Origin of the sequence: Enterococcus lemanii, from assembly GCF_016909125.1 — a bacterium.
GTDB lineage: Bacteria > Bacillota > Bacilli > Lactobacillales > Enterococcaceae > Enterococcus_I > Enterococcus_I lemanii.
Genome location: NZ_JAFBFD010000015.1, coordinates 23,130 through 42,041, shown reverse-complemented (window position 1 = coordinate 42,041; position 18,912 = coordinate 23,130). Strand labels below are relative to the sequence as shown.

Genomic DNA, 18,912 nt, shown 5'->3' with positions numbered 1-18,912 from the left:
GTTTTTTTATACGTTTCCATCATACACCATTTCAAAAAAAAAGAACAGTTTTTTCTACTGTATTATTCAAAGAAAAGTTAATTAGTTAACTCTTTCACAAATTTTACATTCGCTGTTTCTTTTTATTCTGCACCTGTTATAAAACAGAAGGTAAGCACCAATTTATCGGCTTTTCCCCCAACGAAATTAAAGCTTCATTCGTTCGTGAGAATGGCTTTGATCCAAAAAAACCGCGAGAAGCAGAAAGTGGACTGGGGTGAACTGATTGGATTATCACATGTTTTCCTGTATCAATCATCGCTGCTTTTTGTTGTGCTGGTTTCCCCCACAAAATAAAAACAATTGGTTGTTGACGAGCATTTAGTTGTTGAATTACCGCGTCGGTAAATACTTCCCAGCCTTTTTTACGATGGGAGTTTGCTTCTCCGGCTCTAACGGTTAAAACCGTATTCAATAATAAGACCCCTTGGCTTGCCCAGGCTGTCAAATCCCCACAAGTAGCTGGCGGAATCCCTAAATCATTTTCTAATTCTTTAAAAATATTACGTAAAGAAGGTGGAATTTTCACACCTGGCTGAACTGAAAACGCCAATCCATGCGATTGATTCGGTCCGTGGTAAGGGTCTTGCCCCAAAATCACTACTTTGACTTGATCAAAATCGGTTTGTTGAAAAGCATTAAAGATATTTTCTTTTTTGGGATAAATCGTTTGACTTTGATATTCTTCGTTCACAAAAGTTTGTAATTTTTGGTAATAAGGTTGTTGAAATTCTGAGGCTAAAATTGCTTGCCACTTATTTTGCATCACGTTATACACTCCTAGTCTTATCACTTTTTTACCATTTTTTCTTTTTTTATCATACGCCAAGAACCCAGCAATCTCAAATAATATTGTTTGTGAAATAAGCTAATTTTGCCCGTTTGTGTTAAACTAAGAATAGAAACGATGACTGGAAAGGATTTAAATCAATGATTAAATTAATTGCTTCAGATATGGATGGAACTTTACTCAACTCAGAAATGCAAATTCCACAAGAAAACATCGAGGCCATTCGTTACGCACAAAAAAACGGTGTTGAATTTATGGTTGCGACGGGCCGAAACCGCGAAGAAGCCCTCACACCTTTACTTGAAGCTGGGATTGAATGTGCCATGATTACGCTAAACGGCGCTCATGTTTTTGATAAAAAAGGAAATTCTTTATTTACGACCCCACTCGATAAAAAAGAAGTCTTTCAAATTTTTGACATTCTGGATGAAGAGGATGTTTATTACGAAATTTCAACTCAATTTGGAACTTATACAACAAGTAAAGAAGCACGAATTGAACAATTCGCTTCACACATTACTGATATGATGCCCCACTTAACACACAAAATGGCCATTGCAATGACCGCTGCACGCTTAGAATTTTTCCCAGTTACTTTAGTTAATAGTTTGCGTGAACTGGCAGCAGATGAAGGGATCCAAGTTTTAAAAATAATTTGTTTTGATAAACGTGGGACAAAAGCTTTAGGACAAGCGGCAAGTAAAATTCAACGATTTGAAGATTGTGTCGTTACCTCTTCAGGGCACAACAATATTGAAATTAACCATAAACACGCACAAAAAGGAATTGCTGTTGCGCATGTAGCAAAAGAACGTGGGATTGAACTTGCTGAAGTGATGACCATTGGTGATAATTTAAATGACCTTAGTATGATTCAAGTTGCTGGGGTAAGTTTTGCCATGGGGAACGCTTTGCAAGAATTAAAGGAAGAGGCAAAATATTTAACAAACGAAAATTCAGACGCGGGGGTTGGTAAAGCAATCATTCGCGCCATTGATGAAAAACTATAACATTTGAAATCAGGTGAAAACGGTGGCTGATTATTTCATTCAAGAAAAGTCTTTTGGAAATGCGAACACGCTGGTGAAAGATCAAGAAGGACACCCTCTCTTCACATTAGTTGGGCGGACAGGCACAAAAGACGATTGGCTGACCCTTTATCGTATGAATGGTGAAAATGTAGCAAGTGTTAAACAAGTACGTTGGCCTTTTATGCGACGGTTTGAAATCTACGAAGGCAGCCAAAAAGTCGGTACTTTGCAACGCTTTTTAAGTTGGCCTAGTGATTTTTATTTTGTTCAACAACTTCATTGGGTTGTCTACGGGAATTTAGCCCAGCATCGCTATAAGATTCAACATTTTAATCAAGAAATCATGTCGATGGATAAAACGCAACTCCTAGCTGGTGGGCACTATGTTTTACATGTCACTCACGAAAAAGATGCCCCTGTTTGTATTTGTCTTGCTGCCATTTTAGATTATTGGAACTATCACTACAACCGTGGTTCTTTGTTTTATCATAACGATACGCTTGAATTAAATGCCAATTATCAAACGTTTAGTAAAAAATAAGAACATAAAAGCACCATCGCCTTGCCCGTAGATAAGTCCGTGGCAAGGCGATGGTGTTTTCTCTTTAAATATCCTTTTGCATATGATGGTAATCATGCCCACTCAAGACTTGTTGACCGACGATTTGGTAACCTTGACGTTCATATAGTCGTTGCGCATTTGGATTGGCAAAATCGACACACAAGCCAATTTTCTTCACTCCTGCCTTTTTAGCCGTTTGATCACAAGCGATTAACAGTGCTTGCCCGACACCTTGTCCCCGATACTTATCAGCGACAACAATCGAATCTAAATACCATTCATCTGGGTAAGTTTCTGGATCAACAAAAATTGGAATATTGGGCAAGTTTAAGGTCGTTAATAATTCAGCTAAAGGTTGATCAACGATTGCTTCTTCTGCTGCTAAGTAACCAAAGGCAATCCCCGCGACTTCCCCTTCAATTTCTTTAACCACTCCACGCGGATAACCATAACGATAAGTTGGCAATTGAACCGCCTGTGTTAAAATTTCGAGCGTTTTTTCCTCTCCCATTTCTTCTAGGAAAGCAACTTCCATGTCTTTTAATATGACTAACACCAAGCGGGCGATGGCTTGGGCGTCTTCCAATTTCGCTGGACGAATCATTTTTTCTTTCTCTCCTCTTTGTTCATCAATGATTAAACGATTTTTAATTACCTTTTGCACTCGTTTTTTGCTATACTGATGCAAAGGAGGGCAATCGATATGAACTTACTTTATATTTCGATTTCTGGCAATACCCGGTCTTTTGCAAAACGGATTCAGCAACATTCTGAAATCATGCATCAAGAAAACCCTGATTTCCCTATTATACAATTAAAAGAAATCCATGACAATTCGCCATTTGAAAAAGAAGAATCCCCTTATTTTGTTTCACTTCCTACCTATTTAGAAGGTGGAAATGGGGTTGACAGTGGCGATCAAGAAATCTTGACACAAAGCATGCGTGAATACATTGAGTACGCAGAAAATGCTGCTTTATGTTTAGGAGTGATTGGGAGCGGAAATAAAAATTTCGGTCATCAATACTGTCTCACGGCTAAACAATACGCGGCACAATTTGACGTCCCGGTCGTTGCAGACTTTGAACTGCGCGGAAACCAAAAAGAAATTGAAAAAATTTATCAAAAATTAGCCACTATTTGGTTCAATCATGAAACAACAAATAAAAAATGAGTGAGGTGTCTTTGTGTTTCAGATTTTAAAAACATTTGTTTCTGTCTATGAAACGCATAACTTTACCCGTACGGCGGATAATTTATTTTTATCACAACCAACTGTTTCGGCACAAATCAAAAAACTTGAAGAATATTTTGATGTTGTTTTGTTTATTCGGCATGGAAAACAAGAGATTATCCCCACCAAAGAAGCCGACTTTTTATACCCACGCGCGCTAAAAATGATGGAAGAATGGGATGATACGCTCCTTCACATTCATATCGAACAAAACTACCGTGAAAGCTGTGTCTTAGCTTGTACGCAAAGCTGCGGCATGTACCTTTTACCAAAATTTGTACCACTTTTAATCGAACGTTTTCCGATGATTGATTTTCATTTCCCAATTATGGAATATAAGACGATTGTCCATGAACTAGAACAATCTAAATTAGACTTTGGTCTCATCGAGTGGCCCGAACGTAGTGAACATTTACAGCGGTACGTCGTGGCTCAAGATGAGCTAGTTTTAGCAGGAAGAAAAGAAGCCAATTACTGGTTAATCAATGAGTGCATGACCCCTTTACAAGAAATTAACGACCATTATTTGCGAGAAAACAACTTATCTCCTGCGATTATTCGTACCAATAGCTATGAAATGATTAAAAATTTACTTAATCAAGGGGTTGGACGCACGATTATCTCTAAACTAGCTTTGTCAGAAAATACGCCTTTTGAGGTCCTTGAAATGGATAATCATCGGAATTTTTACTTTTTAACGAAAGAAGAAGTGGTTTCAGATTTGCTTGCAGAAGTAGCGCTGTTTATCCGAACCACCTTGCAAGAAAATGCTCCTCCTAACCGTTAGGAAGAGCATTTTTTGACTTTATAACGCTTGTAAATACGTTTGAATGTTCGTAACTTCTGGTAAAAAAGTTTGTAAAAAACGTTGATAGCCACAAAAATCACCCGCAGCATTGACATACATCGCCGCTTTCATGCGTTTGCAACCGCCGTGACACATTTGTTGAAACGGGCAAGTTTGACATAAGACGCTTGCTTCTTTTTTTTCACATAAGAATTTTTGACCAACGTCTTGTGAAAATAACTCGCGTAACGTTTGCTCTTGGATAAAACCTAGGCGGTATTCATCCAGAACATAAAAATCACAAGGATAAACACTACCGTCTGCTTCAATAATATATTGAATTTGACAATTGCCAACTAAACCACAAGCATTGACTTGGCGATTGACAACCAAGTTAAATACATCATCAAATAGTTTCACACTACGATAATGGCCTGTAGAAAGTTCTTGCAGCCATAAATGCAACAATTGACGGTAAAAACTAGCAAATCGTTCTGGCGTTAGCGCGTAGGTACTTCGTTTTTTAGCCTGTAGTTCGTCTAAACAAGGGATAAATTGGATATAGTCAATCTTTTCTTTTTGCAGAAATTGATAAACTTTTTTCGGTTCTTTCGCGAGTTGATTCGTTAAGACACACAAAACATTGTATTCAATTTGATACGCATCAAATAAGCGTTTTGTTTCAAGCACACGATGAAACGTCCCTTTCCCTTTCGTATCTAAGCGGTGCAAATCATGATACATTGGGTGTCCATCAATCGATAACCCCACAAGGAAATGATTGGATTTTAAAAAGGTCGCCCATTTTTGGTTAATCAACATCCCGTTGGTTTGCAGTGCATAATGAACCCGCACGCTTTTTTGAGCTTGTTTTTCTTCGACCAATGCAACGAGCTGTTTAAAATATGGCAAGCCGGCTAAGGTGGGTTCCCCTCCTTGAAAGGCTAGCGTGAGTTCATCGCCTGCGTCTAAATCAACAAAAATTTGTTGAATCATTTTTTCGGTTGTTTCTTTTTTCATTTTTCCATAAGATGCGACTTCCCTAAGCGAGGTGATATCCGCGTAAAAACAATACTGGCAACGTAAATTACAAAGCCCAGATGCTGGCTTAATTAAAACCGAGATATGTTTCATTTATTTCCCCTTTTTTCTTCTAGCATGTGCCAAAAAATTTGTCCTTGCGAAAAATTTTGATCGCCCGTGACTTGGGCATGCGTTCGCATTCGTTGTTGCAATGCTTGAACGATGATTCTCAACTAACCAATCAAAATTTGGTGTTTGGATAGCAGGATGGCCTAAAGCCGCAATCGTATCAAATCGTTGATCATCTGCAACTAAAAAAAGAATGTTTTTCTTCATTATTTGCTCCTTCAATTACACTTTGATTCTAGCCTATCATGTGGTTTTTTTTGAAACAATGGAAATTTTTATGTTCTATCATGCAAAATCTTGCGACACAAAAATGCTACGAACTCCTCCCACAACTAAAATCAAAAAAAGAAGAAAACTTTGACGTCTTCTTCTTTTGTTTGTTTTTATTTCCAAAAGTCATCAAAAACCGTAATTGGCAAATGACGTTTGTGTTGGCCTTTATACCACCAACTCTCAATTGTCGCTTGTGCTTTTGGTGAAACGGGTTTTCCTTCTAAATAGTCATCAATTTCAGCATACGTTACACCTAAGACCGCTTCATCTGATACCATTGGGCGATTTTCTTCTAAATCAGCAACTGGCACTTTTAAGTAGAGGTCTGCTGGTGCATCCAAAGCTTTTAATAGTTCTCGCCCTTGACGCTTATTTAAGCGGTAAATTGGTAATAAATCTGCTGCACCATCACCAAATTTTGTAAAAAAAGCAGTAATGTTTTCGGCCGCATGATCGGTTCCTAAAACGGCTCCCTGATGAGCGCCAGCAATCGCATATTGCGTAATCATGCGTTGACGGGCTTTGATATTCCCTTTATTATAATCACTAATTTCGACACCAATTTTAGTTAACTCAGCGACTTGCGCGTCAACAGCTGGCTTAATATCAACAGTAATTTGACTATCGGCTTCAATAAAAGCCATCGCGCGTATCGCATCTTCTTCATCATTTTGCTTGCCATACGGTAAACGCACACCAATAAAGTAATAATCCGAATCGTTCGTTTCTTGACGCATTTCTTCCATTGCCAGTTGCGCTAAACGCCCCACTAAAGTTGAATCTTGCCCACCACTAATTCCTAAGACAAACGTTTTAATAAATGGGTGTTTATGCAAGTACGCTTTCATAAAATCAATGCTTCGACGAATCTCAACTTCTGGATCAATCGTTTTTTTGACCCCTAATTGTTCAATAATTTGTTCTTGTAAAGTCATTTTTTCCAACTCCTTTAACAATGGTTACTTATTCATGTAAGGCTTTCACTTGTTTACGAACGTGTTCTAAAATTTTCATTTTGTGGTTCCAACACTCACTCGACAAATCGACTGGATACGGTTGAGGATTTAAATCGCGCTTGTATTCTTCCCACAGCGCATCTAAACAGTCATGACAATATGCTTTTATCTCACCCAAGTTCGGTAATTCATAAACCAACTGCCCGTCCACAAAAATCTCTTGTAAAATTGGACGTGCCGTAAATTCAGTCACTGTTTTACTAATATACGTATGGACTGGATGGAACATGTAAATACTTTCTTGTTCACGTGGGTCTTCATCCCATAAAGTAATATAATCCCCTTCAGATTTTCCGTCTTTTTTACGGGTAATACGCCAAACTTGTTTTTTCCCTGGCGTTGATACTTTTTCTGCGTTACTCGATAATTTAATCGTATCAATCATTTCACCATGTTCATCTTCAATTGAAACAAGTTTGTACACTGCTCCTAATGCCGGTTGACTATAAGCCGTGATTAATTTGGTACCCACTCCCCAAACATCAATTTTAGCTTTTTGCATTTTTAAACTTAAGATGGTGCTTTCATCTAAGTCATTTGATGCATAAATTTTCGCTTCGGTAAATCCAGCTTCATCCAGTTGTTCACGGACTTTTTTTGAAATATAGGCCATGTCCCCACTGTCAATTCGAACACCTAAGAAATTAATTTGATCACCAAGTTCTTTAGCCACCCGAATGGCCGTCGGTACGCCTAATTTTAAGGTGTCGTAAGTATCCACTAAAAAGACACAATCTTTATGTGTTTTGGCATAAGCCATAAAAGCATCGTAATCATTGCCATACGATTGAACTAAAGAATGCGCGTGCGTACCACTAGCTGGAATGCCAAAAATCTTACCTGCACGTACATTACTGGTTGCATCTGCACCACCAATGAAAGCAGCTCGTGTTCCCCAAATCGCGGCATCCATCTCTTGGGCGCGTCGTGAGCCAAATTCTAGTAATGGGTCACGGCCAATCACCGATTTGATACGGGCGGCTTTCGTTGCAATCAACGTTTGGAAATTTACCATGTTAAGTAAAGCGGTTTCGATGAGTTGTGCTTGCGCCAAGGGTCCTTCAACTTGAATGATTGGTTCGTTATTAAAAACCAACTCCCCTTCTTTCGCCGATCGAATCGTGCAAGAAAATTTAAAGTCTTGCAAATATTGTAAGAATTCTTCGCTATATTCACCTAAGTCACGCAAATAAGCAATATCAGACTCCGTGAAAGTCAATTCTTCTAAGTATTTTACTAAACGCTCAAGACCTGCAAAAATAGCATACCCATTTTGAAAAGGCATCTCACGAAAATAACATTCAAAGACCGAATGCAACTCCGCACGACCTAAAGACCAATAAGTATACATCATATTAATTTGGTACAAATCCGTGTGTAATGTTAAACTGTCATCACTATATAATTTATCCATTAAAAAAACCCCTCTTTTTTAATCTACCCCTCTATTATAGCAAAGTTTGACCAGATACACACATAAAGGCTTAAGAAAAGCGACAAGATTTTATTTCTTTTCTTATGAAACCGAAATCATTTTTTAATGAACCATTGGAAAGGTGCTTGACAAGCTTTGCTGGATACTTTATGATGTTTTTTAAATCAATATTTTTTGGTTATTGAACGCAGTAGTCGCTTATCCCTGTTGATAGAAAGCTAAAGGTTGATGGAATTTAGCACAAATAACGCGATGAATTACACTCAATCTAGGACAACCAAGCGTTTCATCAGCGATAACAGATGATTAAGTGGTGTAAACATATTGTTTACACAAACTGGGTGGTACCACGGAAAACATGTCAATTTCGTCCCTGCAGAAAAAATCTGCAGGGACTTTTTTATTTTTATCAAGGAAAGGATGAACTCAATGTCAACAAACATTATTGATGAATTAATGTGGCGTGACGCCATTAACCAACAAACCGATGCGGAAGGTTTAAGAGAATACGTCGAAAACAATCAAATCTCTTTATATTGCGGGGTTGACCCAACTGGTGACAGTATGCATATTGGGCATTTGATTCCATTTATGATGCTAAAAAGATTCCAACTTTTAGGGCATCACCCTTATATTTTAATTGGAGGCGCCACAGGTACAATTGGCGATCCAAGTGGGCGAACTTCTGAACGTCAACTGCAATCAATGGAACAAGTGCAACATAACGTAGATCGTTTAACCGCTCAAATGAAAAAATTATTCTTTGATGAAGCGAGTATTCATAATTTAAGTATGGTCAATAACTACGACTGGACGAAAGATTTAACGTTGCTTGATTTCTTACGTGACTATGGTAAAAACTTCAATATTAATACGATGTTAGCCAAAGATATTGTTTCTAGTCGTTTAGAAACAGGAATTTCTTTCACCGAATTCACTTACCAAATTTTACAATCAATGGACTTTTTACACTTATTCCGTGAACACAATGTCCGTCTACAAATCGGTGGTGCCGATCAATGGGGCAACATTACAGCTGGTCTTGACCTCATTCGTAAAAAAGAAGGCGCCGAAGCCAAAGCATTTGGTTTAACCATCCCCTTAATGTTAAAAGCAGATGGAACAAAATTTGGTAAAACAGCAGGTGGCGCGGTTTGGTTAGATCCAGAAAAAACATCACCTTACGAATTTTACCAATTTTGGGTAAACCAAGATGATCGTGATGTCATCAAATACTTGAAATTCTTCACGTTCTTAACCCAAGAAGAAATTGCAGCATATGCCCAAAAAGTTGAAACCGAACCACACAAACGTGAAGCGCAGAAAGCCTTAGCCAGCGAAATGACTAAATTCGTCCATGGGGAAGAAGCGTTGCAAGATGCTTTGACCATTACCGCTGCCCTTTTCTCAGGCGATGTCAAACAACTGACGACAAGCCAAATTGCGGAAGGGTTCAAAAACATGCCAAGCGCAACGATGCCAAAAGAAACGCAAAACATTGTGGATTGGTTAGTTGATGCAAAAATCGAACCCTCAAAACGCCAAGCACGTGAAGACGTGAAAAATGGCGCCATTTCAATTAATGGTGAACGCGTGGCTGATTTAGAAGCAGAAATCACGCTAGAAAATTCTTTTGATGAAAAATTCATTATTGTCCGTAAAGGGAAAAAGAAATATACGTTAGTGCATTTAGTTGATTAGTTAAAAAAGAAAGTCACTCCTTAAATCTGGTGTGACTTTCTTTTTTTCATGATTCCCGTTTATTTTAATCAAAAAATTCCCACTTCGACATTTTCTTAAATTTAAATCTTTGCTTAAAGTGCAACAAACGTGCTATATTCATTCCAATCACTTATCAAAAGATAGGTTCGAAGGGGTGAGTCCATGTTTTTAGCAATCAATGAAATCAAACATGCCAAGTTACGCTATTTTTTAGTAATTGGTGTTCTATTTTTAATTGCTTATTTAGTCTTTTTTTTAACTGGTTTAGCTTACGGTCTGGCACAAGACAATCGTAGCGCCATTGATAAATGGCAAGCTGACCATATTTTAGTTGCAGAAGAAGCCAATCAAAACTTGAGTATGTCAATGATTCCAAAAAAATTCTACACCGAAGTCCAAGCAGAGCAAAAAGCACTTTTAGCTCAAACTCCAGCCGTTATTTCGCACAAAGACGGTGGAGAAACAATCACAACCACGATTTTCGGGATTGAACCTGAACAATTTTTAGCACCTGACATTATCGAAGGAAAGATGTTTACAAATACACAAGAAGCCGTGGCCGATAACAGCCTCCAAACACAGTACGGCTTAAAATTGGGCGACACTTTAACATTGTCTGGTAACGATACCGAACTAACGATTGTCGGTTTTACCAATCGAGCAAAATTCAACGTGGCACCTGTTTTATATACTTCGATTGGTGCTTATCAAAAAATCCGTTTTGAAAAAGAAGATGATTCACCTGAAGCGCGTATCAACGGCATTGTGACTCGTGGAGCGGTAGATAAAATTCCCGATGGCTTAGTAAAGATTTCTATCAAGCAATTCATCCAGAAATTACCTGGCTATAACGCGCAAGTCTTAACTTTTAGCTTTATGATTGGCTTTTTAATCGTTATCGCCGCTATTGTGATTGGTATTTTTATTTACGTCTTAACCATGCAAAAAATCGAAATTTTTGGCGTGATGAAAGCGCAAGGTGTTGCTAGTCGCTACATCGCTTCTTCTGTCCTTGCTCAAACATTTATCTTATCTCTCTTAGGTGTCGGTGGCGGGCTCGTTGCAACCATTGCGACCTCGTTTTTATTACCTGTGAAAGTTCCTTTTGAAATGAATTTTCTCTATCTTAGCACTATTGGTTTGATAATGATTGTCTTTGCTTTATTAGGAGCCTTTTCTTCGGTTCGCGCTGTCGTAAAAATTGATCCCTTAAAGGCCATTGGATAGGAGGACGCTATGAAAGCGATTGAATTAAAACAAGTCAAAAAAAGCTTCCAAGATGGAAGTAACACGATCGAAGCTTTAAAAGAAACAAATTTAGCTGTCCATCAAGGTGAATTTATCGCTGTGATTGGACCATCTGGGTCAGGTAAAAGCACCTTTTTAACCATTGCAGGTGGTCTCCAAGCTCCAAGCGAAGGACAAGTGCTGATTAACGGCAAACCTTTTAGTGACAAAAATGAAAAAGAACGCGCTAAAATTCGTTTTCAAGAAATTGGCTTTATTTTACAAGCATCCAATCTAATTCCTTTCTTAACCGTTCAAAATCAACTGGTACTTGTCGATAAAATTCGAAAAGAAAAACATTCTGATTTTAGTTTATTTAAAGAATTAGGGATTGAAAAACTTATCAATAAGTACCCCGAAGACTTATCTGGCGGCGAGCGGCAACGCGTCGCCATCGCTCGCGCACTTTACCACAACCCATCAATTATTTTAGCCGATGAGCCCACCGCAAGCTTAGATACTGAAAAAGCCTTTGAAGTGGTCAAAATTTTAGCCCAAGAAACGAAACAAAAAAATAAAGCAACCATTATGGTCACACACGATTTACGCATGACAGAATTTTGTGACCGAGTGTTAGTGATGAAAGATGGGTATTTGACGGCACAGAAGTAAATCCATTGACAACAAGTACTCTTTTAACTTTGTTTATTTTGATTCCATTGAAATAAAGTGTCCCCTTTATTACGGACAAGGCTTGCTTTATTTACGATACACTCCTCATGAACTGACCAAGGTTTAGAATTTATTTAGCTGTAAATTAGATAGACAATGCTACTTATAAAAAAAGGTAGAAAAATGGCAAGAATTTGATGATAGTGAATGGCAACAAGGATTGATAGTATGTGAGGTGTTCGATGACAACAATTGTATTAGCTGTTCGATTTCTTCTAGAAATTGTAACAGTTTTAGGCATATTTAGTGGCGTATTTATCAATAGGTCTATCCAATCAAAAATCGTTTCTTTTTTTTTAAGCATAGTGATTGTTTTACTGTGGGCTCGTTACGGAGCACCTAAATCACCGAATGTGCTATCAGGTGTTAATAAATTTGTGTTAGAAATTTTTGTATACGGAGTAGGAAGTATTGCTTTTTATAAACTATTTGGTGATAGTATCGGTACTATTTACTTGAGCGTTGTCGTTGTAGATTTATTCTTTATGTATGTATTAGGATTACAGGGTAACTGACCTATTTCATATCAAAAAACCACATGAGAATAAAAATCTCATGTGGTTTCTTTTATTATCAAGATTTGTTTTACTAAATCTTAAATTACATCATGCCACTCATCATTCTTCGTATATAGTAACTACTACAAACCACTACTAAAGTGTTGATAAATAACACACCCCCCTATCCGAGTGAGAGTAGGGATTTAGTTATAGCATAAGTCAAATCATATCTAAAGTAAGAATTTTTGCTCGTTTAGAATTACTAAACGGTCTTTCATTAGGACGATTTTTTCTCACATAGAAAGTTACTGGACAATAAACAGAGTGCTCAGTTTCTCTTAATCCTAAAGTAAGAACTTTATTTTTATGAGGATGAGCAAATGCAATATCTAGTTTCATTGACGATCCATCTCTATCTTTATCAGAGACATAAATAACAGAATCATTATACCCTTCCAGAAAAATATCTAGGATGAAATAGAAGTATTGAATTCTATCTTTAATTTGACCAAAATTTTGATGATGTTGAATTTTTTCATATGTAATGATGGATTCATTGAGGTTTGCACAAATTTTCTTCGGTGGATAGGTATAAATTTTGTGTAGTCCTAACAAATGTGGTAATTGAAGAATATCAAATTTTATGTAAAAACAATCTAATGGCTTGAATAATGTAGTAATTATAGCTGTATGCCCGTCAAAATTGGATAAATACTGATTATAAATTTTATTTAAATCTATTTTCATCATATTCTCCAATCCTATTTTTAGACAAAAAAAAAGAGTGCAAAGCATGGCTACCGTCCCATGCAGACCAACGCTAGGTTACCCACCCGCAGGGGATCGTGGGTGCACTCATTCCCACTTTGACTCATAAAAGTCTATACTACAGAGACGACACGAAGACTGGACTTCGAGCGGAAGAGAGCGACTCTTCATACTTAAAATAGCATGATTTCTAACTTTCGTCAATTATGCAAAATGAAAATATTCAATGCTTAATAAAATTTAAACAAGCCACGCCTACGAGGACGGTGTGGCTTGTTTTATAAACAAAACACGGTTAATTTACATATTATTTTATTTAAAAGCATTGACTAATTTTTGTACTGCATTTGCATCATAACCTGCTTTAGTTAGACGATTAAAGCGATCCTTGCCATTGCCCTCGCCGTTAATCACTTCTTCTGCAATCGTACCAATTGGTTTTAACGCTGGTTTAGTCGGTGCCACTGGTGCGCCTAAAATGGCGTTCACACAGTTTTGCATCTCTTGCGCATTATAACCGGCGTTCGTTAATTTATTGATACGATCTTGTCCAGATGACCACTTGCTTGCAATAACTTCTTTTGCGATTTCATCAACTGGCTGTTTAGTTGGTGCAGGTGCAGGAGTTGACACTTGTCCGCCCGCGTTAGAATCGCTAGCCAGAATGCAGCGCTTGGAAATTTATAACCACGTAACTTCGAACATGAAGGAACAACTTCTGACAAAATTAAACGAATTAAAAAGTTATGCTTCTTTTATGCCCCTTTCAGACGAAAAAGAACTATAAAAAAGAAAAGAACCTTGATTTAACAAGGTTCTTCATTCATTCTTACATCATACCGCCCATCATTGACGGATCCATTGGCGGCATTGCTGGTGCTGCTGGTTCTGGTTTGTCAGCAATCACTGCTTCAGTTGTTAATAATAAAGCCGAAATGGATGCGGCATTTTGTAACGCTGAACGAGTTACTTTTGTTGGGTCTACGATACCGGCAGATACCATGTTGACCCATTCACCGTTCGCTGCGTTAAAGCCTGTTCCTAATTCAGCGCGTTTTAATTGGTCTACGATAACAGAACCTTCGTAACCCGCGTTTTCAGCGATTTGACGAACGGGTTCTTCTAAAGCACGTAAAACAATTTTCACACCAGTTGCGACGTCGCCTTCCGCTTCGATTTCAGCGACTTTATTCATGACATTAACAAGGGCTGTTCCCCCACCAGATACCATGCCTTCTTCTACGGCTGCACGAGTCGCATTTAAGGCGTCTTCAATACGTAATTTCAATTCTTTTAATTCGGTTTCGGTTGGTGCACCTACTTTAATAACTGCAACACCACCAGCTAATTTCGCTAGACGTTCTTGTAATTTTTCGCGGTCAAAATCAGAAGTTGTTTCACCGATTTGGTTTTTAATTAATAAAACGCGCGCTTGGATTGCTTCACTTTGGCCTGCGCCTTCGACAATCGTTGTGTTGTCTTTATCAACAACCACTTTGCTTGCTTGACCTAACATATCGATCGTTGCGTCTTTTAATTCTAAACCTAAATCTTCTGTAATCACAGTACCGCCCGTTAAGATTGCAATGTCTTCTAACATCGCTTTACGACGATCGCCAAAACCAGGTGCTTTGACTGCGACAACGTTGAATGTGCCACGGATTTTATTTAAAACAAGTGTTGGTAAAGCTTCCCCATCCACATCATCGGCAATGATTAATAGTGGTTTTGAAGCTTGTAAAATTTGTTCTAATAAAGGTAAAATGTCTTGAATATTTGAAATCTTTTTATCGGTAATTAAGATGTATGGATTTTCAAGTTCTGCTTCCATTTTGTCGTTGTTGGTTACCATGTATTGTGATAAGTAACCACGGTCAAATTGCATTCCTTCGACGACATCTAATTCTGTTTCGATTCCTTTTGATTCTTCAATCGTAATCACGCCGTCGTTGCCAACTTTTTCCATCGCATCGGCAATATATTGACCAACTTGTTCGCTACCAGAAGAAACCGCTCCGACTTGCGCGATCGCTTCTTTTGAATCAACTTTGATTGAGATTGCGTGTAATTCTTCAACCGCTGTTTTTGTTGCTAGTTCGATCCCACGACGAATCCCTAATGGGTTTGCGCCTGCTGTTACGTTTTTCATCCCTTCGCGGACAATAGCTTGGGTTAAAACGGTTGCCGTTGTTGTTCCATCTCCAGCGATATCATTTGTTTTGGAAGCTACTTCAGAAACTAATTTAGCGCCCATGTTTTCAAAATGATCTTCTAATTCGATTTCTTTAGCGATGGTTACACCGTCGTTTGTAATAAGTGGTGAACCAAATGATTTTTCTAAAACAACGTTACGACCTTTTGGACCTAAAGTTACTTTAACCGTATCGGCTAATTTATCAACCCCACGCAACATTGCGCCACGTGCGTCTTCTGCAAATTTAATCTCTTTTGCCATTTTCTTCCACCTCAGTATTTATTTTTTATTCAACGATTGCAATAATATCTTTTACTGCAAAAATCATGTATTCTTTGCCTTCATATTTTACTTCTGAGCCAGCATACTTTTCAAAAAGAACCGTTTCGCCAACTTTTACAGGAACTGGTGCGACTTCGCCATTGTCTAATAAGCGACCTTCACCGACCGCAACAACGGTACCCGTTTGTGGTTTTTCTTTCGCAGCAGAGGCTAAGACTAACCCACCGATTGTTTTTTCTTCTTCTTGTGTTACTTCGATAAGTACACGATCACCTAATGGTCTCAACACAATGAATCCCTCCAATAAATTTAAGATTTTTTAAATTAGCACTCAAACCATTCAAGTGCTAACTCACATGTTTTATATTACTCATTTTTTCTTCTTTTGGCAAGTCTTTTAACTAAATATTCAAAGTTTCGTTGGTTGCATCACAAAATTTTGTTATAATTAAAGAAAGAACAATCACCTAGGAGGACTTTATGTCTTATAAAAAATATACTTTCTTGACGTTATTCATTTATTTTATTGCTTTTATCGCGCCTTCTTTTGCTTTTACTTTACAGCAAAGTTTGATGATTTTAACCGTAAGTTACATTGTTGGCGCGTTTGCACTCATTCGGTTATACCAAAACCAAACTACCTTACTCCCTTTCGAGGAAGAAAAAATGGCGAAAGGTCGTATTTGGATTTTAGGACTCGTCGGAATATTTCTAGCCATCATACTACAAAACGTCGCGATGAACATTGAAATTTTCTTTGGTGGTAGTCTAGAATCTGAAAATACAAATGAAATTCTAGCGTTAGTCATGCAGCAACCACTGGTGATGTTAGCAGTAGCAATTGGTGGGCCGATTATGGAAGAGTTGGTGTTTCGTCGGGCGATTTTAGGTGCGGTTACTCGAAAAACAAATGTTTGGATTGGTGTAGTAATCAGCTCGCTGCTTTTTGCTCTCATTCACCAAGATGGGCATTTACTACTTTACAGTTCGCTTGGTGCTTTTTTTAGTTTACAGTATGTGATCACAGGGAGCATTTGGACTTCAATCATCACTCACGTTGGGATGAATACCTTAGTTGTATTGGCGAATATTTTAGTACAAACAATGGATTTACCAGTAAAATAACTTAACCCTTGAAGTTTTTTAAGCTTCAAGGGTTTTTGCTTTTGTACTTTGTCTCACGACTAGCTGTGGGGGTAAAGTGATTTTAATGGGTAGTTCTAGGTTTTTCTTCCATGTCTCGCCTAAGACATGGATGGCAATTTTTACTAACGTATCAATCGGTAAATGAATCGTTGTGAGTGAAGGAATTAGAAATTCTCAAAAATCCAAGTCATTAAAACTAATCACGCTGACTTCATCAGGAATGGTTAACTCTAGTTCATGAGCAGCTTTGTAGCAACCGACCGCCATTGAATCATTGCCGATAAAAGCGGCGCTAGGGCAATTTTTTTGAGACCTTATTTCTTTAAACAAACGATAGCCATCTTGCGAAGTATACTGACCAATACCGACAAACGCCTCTTGGTATAGACCTTGCTTTTTTAAGACTTGCGTAAATATTTCGAATCGTTCATCCGTAATTTCGTCGTTATCCCCCCCCCGACAAAACCAATTTTTTGATGACCAAGCGTTAATAAGTGCTGAATAGCTAATTTCGTTCATAAAGCAATATCCATAACGACCGCGCTATAACGATCCGGACAAGGCGATGAATCAAGGAAAATAACCGGCTGCTTGAGCGTTTCTAACCAATTTAATGACGGTGTTCCCATAGGCCCTATACAAAATAAGGCTTTTAATTCTTTGATTTCTTCTTTGGCCGTGCTAGGATGAACCACTTTTAATTGATAACCTTCCGCGGTTAGATATTTTTCTAAAGCAACCCTCAGCGCCAAATAATAGACGTCTTCTAACTCCGCTTCACATGACACTCTAGGTCCGCTTCATCAATCACGTACAACCCATACTGGTCACATAAATCATAAATGACACGTTGACTTGGTTAATGCGCGGTCCGTACCGCATTGATATTGTGTTGTTTCATTAAGCGAATATCTTCTTCCATGACTTCTTTGGTCACGGCAATCCCGGCTTTTGGCATAAAATCGTGACGATTTACGCCGTTAATAAAGATTTTTTTGACCGTTAACGAGTAGTTGATTGTTTTTGATTTCAACGTGGCGAAAACCAACTTTAAACGGAATAAATTGTTCATCGACTTGTAACATCAATGGGTATAAATGAGGCGTTTCCGCATTCCAAGTTCGCGGTTTTTCAACGAAAGTCGTGCTTTGACTAAGCCCCTCACCCTCTTCTTTAAAATTCGCCAATGAAATTTTTGCTCGCCATCTAGGTAATAGCCGGTAATTGGCAACTGGTGGGGATTTTCTACGGTAATCACTAATTCGAAATTTTCGTATGTTGTATCTGGCAAAGTTTGGAGGCGGATATCCGCGACTTCTTTTGCTGCAACCTCATAGAGTGAGACATTCCGGAAAATCCCCGACAACCACCACATGTCTTGATCTTCTAAATAGGTCCCTGATGACCATTTGACCACTTTTACGATGAGTTCATTTTCACCTGCTTGGATAAATTGGGAGACATCAAAGGTCGTTTCCATCCGACTGCCAATGTTCGAACCGACAAATTTACCATTTAAATAACACTCAAAGTAAGAAGAGACACCTTCAAATAACAAACGGGGCACGCGGTCATTCACTTGATAGTCAAAAGTCCGATAGTAGACGTCGATTGGATTTTCTGTCGGTACAAAAGGCGGATTAATCGGAAACGGGTACAGGACATCGGTATAATGCATCTGGTCATACCCTTCTAATTGCCAACAAGACGATACTGGAATTAGCGGGCTTGCTTGTAATTATTTCGTTAAGGCCGTTAAATCTTTCGCCACGGCTTCAGGATAATCATAATAACTAAAATGCCAATCGCCATTTAATGATTGATAGCCGATTTGATTTGTTTCATCCATCGCGAAAGCCAAAGTTTCCTTTTCATAACGAAAGAACGTCGTTGTTTGTTCTAAGCGGTTTTCTCCTAATTGTTCGAGTTGTTCCCATGGTTTGATTTGTCTCATTTATTTTCTCCTCATTCTTAAACTAAAAAGATATTGACTCTCTTTCATTATAATGAACATTTAGTAAA

23 protein-coding genes and 2 pseudogenes are annotated in these 18,912 nt (G+C 38.1%); 9 read left to right on the top strand and 16 right to left on the bottom strand.

Features of this window, described 5'->3' with window-relative positions; all coding sequences use genetic code 11:
• Window positions 1–136: 136 nt before the first annotated feature.
• Complete coding sequence (locus tag JOD14_RS05825) at window positions 137–817, bottom strand: uracil-DNA glycosylase (RefSeq protein WP_204653925.1); 681 nt, start codon at window positions 815–817, stop codon at window positions 137–139.
• A gap of 152 nt (window positions 818–969) precedes the next feature.
• Here JOD14_RS05825 and JOD14_RS05820 point away from each other — a divergent pair, with 152 nt between their 5' ends.
• Window positions 970–1,839: a Cof-type HAD-IIB family hydrolase gene (locus JOD14_RS05820; RefSeq protein WP_204653900.1), complete on the top strand. Its 870-nt coding sequence runs from the start codon at window positions 970–972 to the stop codon at window positions 1,837–1,839.
• A gap of 22 nt (window positions 1,840–1,861) precedes the next feature.
• Complete coding sequence (locus JOD14_RS05815) at window positions 1,862–2,401, top strand: LURP-one-related/scramblase family protein (protein ID WP_338031669.1); 540 nt, start codon at window positions 1,862–1,864, stop codon at window positions 2,399–2,401.
• A 64-nt stretch (window positions 2,402–2,465) separates the two neighbouring features.
• On the opposite strand, the gene JOD14_RS05810 is transcribed toward JOD14_RS05815, so the two are convergent.
• Window positions 2,466–3,026, bottom strand: a complete 561-nt coding sequence (locus tag JOD14_RS05810; RefSeq protein ID WP_204653924.1) for a GNAT family N-acetyltransferase — start codon at window positions 3,024–3,026, stop codon at window positions 2,466–2,468.
• 99 nt (window positions 3,027–3,125) lie between these two features.
• On the opposite strand from JOD14_RS05810, the gene nrdI reads away from it, so the two are divergent.
• Together nrdI and JOD14_RS13170 are read left to right on the top strand one after the other, a co-directional pair.
• On the top strand, window positions 3,126–3,596 hold the full coding sequence (nrdI, locus tag JOD14_RS05805; RefSeq protein WP_204653899.1) for a class Ib ribonucleoside-diphosphate reductase assembly flavoprotein NrdI: 471 nt from the start codon (window positions 3,126–3,128) through the stop codon (window positions 3,594–3,596).
• A 13-nt stretch (window positions 3,597–3,609) separates the two neighbouring features.
• Complete coding sequence (locus JOD14_RS13170; protein WP_204653898.1) at window positions 3,610–4,443, top strand: LysR family transcriptional regulator; 834 nt, start codon at window positions 3,610–3,612, stop codon at window positions 4,441–4,443.
• A gap of 18 nt (window positions 4,444–4,461) precedes the next feature.
• Here the strand turns inward: JOD14_RS13170 and JOD14_RS05795 are convergent, their stop codons facing one another.
• The 4 genes from JOD14_RS05795 to JOD14_RS05780 all read right to left on the bottom strand — a co-directional run bounded on the left by JOD14_RS05795 (window position 4,462) and on the right by JOD14_RS05780 (window position 8,298).
• Window positions 4,462–5,577: a radical SAM/SPASM domain-containing protein gene (locus JOD14_RS05795; protein WP_204653897.1), complete on the bottom strand. Its 1,116-nt coding sequence runs from the start codon at window positions 5,575–5,577 to the stop codon at window positions 4,462–4,464.
• Window positions 5,578–5,802: a hypothetical protein gene (locus JOD14_RS05790; protein WP_204653896.1), complete on the bottom strand. Its 225-nt coding sequence runs from the start codon at window positions 5,800–5,802 to the stop codon at window positions 5,578–5,580.
• A gap of 176 nt (window positions 5,803–5,978) precedes the next feature.
• Window positions 5,979–6,803 carry an ammonia-dependent NAD(+) synthetase gene (gene nadE / locus JOD14_RS05785; protein WP_204653895.1) on the bottom strand — a complete coding sequence of 275 codons (825 nt, stop codon included), beginning with the start codon at window positions 6,801–6,803 and terminating at the stop codon, window positions 5,979–5,981.
• 28 nt (window positions 6,804–6,831) lie between these two features.
• Entirely contained in the window at window positions 6,832–8,298 is a 1,467-nt protein-coding gene (locus tag JOD14_RS05780; RefSeq protein ID WP_204653894.1) for a nicotinate phosphoribosyltransferase, read from the bottom strand.
• A 450-nt stretch (window positions 8,299–8,748) separates the two neighbouring features.
• On the opposite strand from JOD14_RS05780, the gene tyrS reads away from it, so the two are divergent.
• From tyrS to JOD14_RS05760, 4 genes are all read left to right on the top strand, one after another.
• A complete protein-coding gene (tyrS, locus tag JOD14_RS05775) occupies window positions 8,749–10,020 on the top strand; it encodes a tyrosine--tRNA ligase (RefSeq protein ID WP_204653893.1) in 1,272 nt (423 codons plus the stop codon).
• Window positions 10,021–10,203: 183 nt separating this feature from the next.
• Complete coding sequence (locus tag JOD14_RS05770) at window positions 10,204–11,268, top strand: FtsX-like permease family protein (protein ID WP_204653892.1); 1,065 nt, start codon at window positions 10,204–10,206, stop codon at window positions 11,266–11,268.
• A gap of 9 nt (window positions 11,269–11,277) precedes the next feature.
• Window positions 11,278–11,940 carry an ABC transporter ATP-binding protein gene (locus JOD14_RS05765; protein ID WP_204653891.1) on the top strand — a complete coding sequence of 221 codons (663 nt, stop codon included), beginning with the start codon at window positions 11,278–11,280 and terminating at the stop codon, window positions 11,938–11,940.
• Window positions 11,941–12,182: 242 nt separating this feature from the next.
• Window positions 12,183–12,515: a YrdB family protein gene (locus JOD14_RS05760; protein WP_204653890.1), complete on the top strand. Its 333-nt coding sequence runs from the start codon at window positions 12,183–12,185 to the stop codon at window positions 12,513–12,515.
• A gap of 204 nt (window positions 12,516–12,719) precedes the next feature.
• Here the strand turns inward: JOD14_RS05760 and JOD14_RS05755 are convergent, their stop codons facing one another.
• From JOD14_RS05755 to groES, 4 genes are all read right to left on the bottom strand, one after another.
• Window positions 12,720–13,247, bottom strand: a complete 528-nt coding sequence (locus tag JOD14_RS05755; RefSeq protein ID WP_204653889.1) for a PBECR4 domain-containing protein — start codon at window positions 13,245–13,247, stop codon at window positions 12,720–12,722.
• 333 nt (window positions 13,248–13,580) lie between these two features.
• Window positions 13,581–13,901: a hypothetical protein gene (locus JOD14_RS05750; RefSeq protein ID WP_204653888.1), complete on the bottom strand. Its 321-nt coding sequence runs from the start codon at window positions 13,899–13,901 to the stop codon at window positions 13,581–13,583.
• Between the two features lie 196 nt (window positions 13,902–14,097).
• Entirely contained in the window at window positions 14,098–15,723 is a 1,626-nt protein-coding gene (gene groL / locus JOD14_RS05745; RefSeq protein WP_204653887.1) for a chaperonin GroEL, read from the bottom strand.
• A 25-nt stretch (window positions 15,724–15,748) separates the two neighbouring features.
• The gene (gene groES, locus JOD14_RS05740) at window positions 15,749–16,033 is read right to left on the bottom strand and encodes a co-chaperone GroES (RefSeq protein WP_204653886.1); all 285 of its coding nucleotides are present in this window, start codon (window positions 16,031–16,033) and stop codon (window positions 15,749–15,751) included.
• 191 nt (window positions 16,034–16,224) lie between these two features.
• On the opposite strand from groES, the gene JOD14_RS05735 reads away from it, so the two are divergent.
• Window positions 16,225–16,869, top strand: coding sequence for a CPBP family intramembrane glutamic endopeptidase (locus JOD14_RS05735; protein ID WP_204653885.1), 645 nt, complete (start codon window positions 16,225–16,227; stop codon window positions 16,867–16,869).
• A gap of 195 nt (window positions 16,870–17,064) precedes the next feature.
• On the opposite strand, the gene JOD14_RS05730 is transcribed toward JOD14_RS05735, so the two are convergent.
• The 6 genes and pseudogenes from JOD14_RS05730 to JOD14_RS05700 form a co-directional block, all read right to left on the bottom strand.
• On the bottom strand, window positions 17,065–17,409 hold the full coding sequence (locus JOD14_RS05730; RefSeq protein ID WP_204653884.1) for a substrate-binding domain-containing protein: 345 nt from the start codon (window positions 17,407–17,409) through the stop codon (window positions 17,065–17,067).
• Complete coding sequence (locus JOD14_RS05725) at window positions 17,406–17,678, bottom strand: type 1 periplasmic-binding domain-containing protein (protein ID WP_204653883.1); 273 nt, start codon at window positions 17,676–17,678, stop codon at window positions 17,406–17,408. The genes JOD14_RS05730 and JOD14_RS05725 overlap by 4 nt, the downstream gene beginning before the upstream one ends.
• Window positions 17,657–17,923 (bottom strand): annotated as a pseudogene (locus tag JOD14_RS13165) (glycoside hydrolase family 2 TIM barrel-domain containing protein). Before JOD14_RS13165 ends, JOD14_RS05725 begins: the two are co-directional and overlap by 22 nt.
• Window positions 17,871–18,077 (bottom strand): hypothetical protein, encoded by a 207-nt coding sequence (locus JOD14_RS13610; RefSeq protein WP_204653881.1) that lies wholly within the window; start codon window positions 18,075–18,077, stop codon window positions 17,871–17,873. Before JOD14_RS13610 ends, JOD14_RS13165 begins: the two are co-directional and overlap by 53 nt.
• 155 nt (window positions 18,078–18,232) lie before the next feature.
• Window positions 18,233–18,616: pseudogene (locus tag JOD14_RS13605) on the bottom strand (sugar-binding domain-containing protein); the annotation flags it as partial.
• A gap of 12 nt (window positions 18,617–18,628) precedes the next feature.
• Entirely contained in the window at window positions 18,629–18,844 is a 216-nt protein-coding gene (locus JOD14_RS05700; protein ID WP_204653880.1) for a hypothetical protein, read from the bottom strand.
• Between the last annotated feature and the right edge of the window lie 68 nt (window positions 18,845–18,912).